Below are 1,027 nucleotides of genomic sequence, written 5' to 3' on the forward strand. Positions count from 1 at the left end.
CTAAATCCCATACTACTCCGGCACCGCCTTCAAAATCTTATCCCTCATGGATAATTTGGTTTCTCTACCGATCTCATATTTGAGTTTATCGAACATGGGGGTTGGGATTCTAGGGGAGTAGATTTTAACGTCCTCAGAATCGAATTCCTTACTGGAAGCTTTTTCTTTTTGCTGGGATTCAGGTTCGGAATTGATCAACATGCCTATTCCTCTTTTTGAAGTTCCTAGATTTTTATTTTAAAAGTTCGCTTGATGAGATCGACGAGATCCTTAATTTAGTTTCCACAACATCCCATACCCCTGTGGACAAATGCGATATAAACGCTATAGGCAAATAAGACTGGGGTTTAGCGAGGTGTTAGCGGTCAGGCAAAAGACGACACCGATGATAAGAACCTTGATAGTAATGGGAATAATATCGACAATTTTAAACTTGTTCGGTTGTTCGGGACGGACAAAGAACAATGACAGTACAAAACCAAATGAAATGGACGACCAGATTGCTCAATCAATTGAAGCGTTTAAAAACAGACCAATTCACGATGAATTGACGAATGAAATTATTGACTCTACTTCTGATGATGAGTTATTGCAAGTTGTTTTTGATAACCTCACGACAAAACTTCCAGACAACTACGAAAAGGAATATCAAATCGTAATGACTTGGAATAAGTCAAGACAAGCAATTTATTTGATTTGGCTCTTGGAAGCAGAAGTAAATAACGGTGGCTACAATCAATTCTACATCAACTCAAGTGGACAGTTTTACAATGAACTACCAGCAGCATTAAAACTTGTCGGTGCGAACAAATTTGCCAACCTGACTGAACGAGCGAATAAGATTTATGAAAAAGAAAATCAAGAAATTACTAAACATCAAGACGGAACAATTGAAGGATTTAGCAAATCATATGAAGACAATCCATTAAATGACATGGACGATGAATTTTATGAGCTTTATCAAACTGAGAACTTGCAACAAATTCAGGTAAATTACATTCGACAGAATACAAATGACTTTACCGAC

Annotated in this window: 2 protein-coding genes; one reads left to right on the forward strand and one right to left on the reverse strand. The window is 37.2% G+C overall.

All coding sequences use genetic code 11. From position 1 onward, the window contains the following. Positions 1–12: 12 nt before the first annotated feature. A complete protein-coding gene (locus tag O0V13_RS21440; RefSeq protein WP_268037063.1) occupies positions 13–201 on the reverse strand; it encodes a hypothetical protein in 189 nt (62 codons plus the stop codon). 286 nt (positions 202–487) lie between these two features. Between O0V13_RS21440 and O0V13_RS21445 the strand changes: the two genes are divergently transcribed. Further along, a partial coding sequence (locus tag O0V13_RS21445; RefSeq protein ID WP_268037064.1) for a DMP19 family protein occupies positions 488–1,027 on the forward strand: 540 nt, incomplete at its 3' end.

The organism is Algoriphagus sp. PAP.12, from assembly GCF_026652115.1.
GTDB lineage: Bacteria > Bacteroidota > Bacteroidia > Cytophagales > Cyclobacteriaceae > Algoriphagus.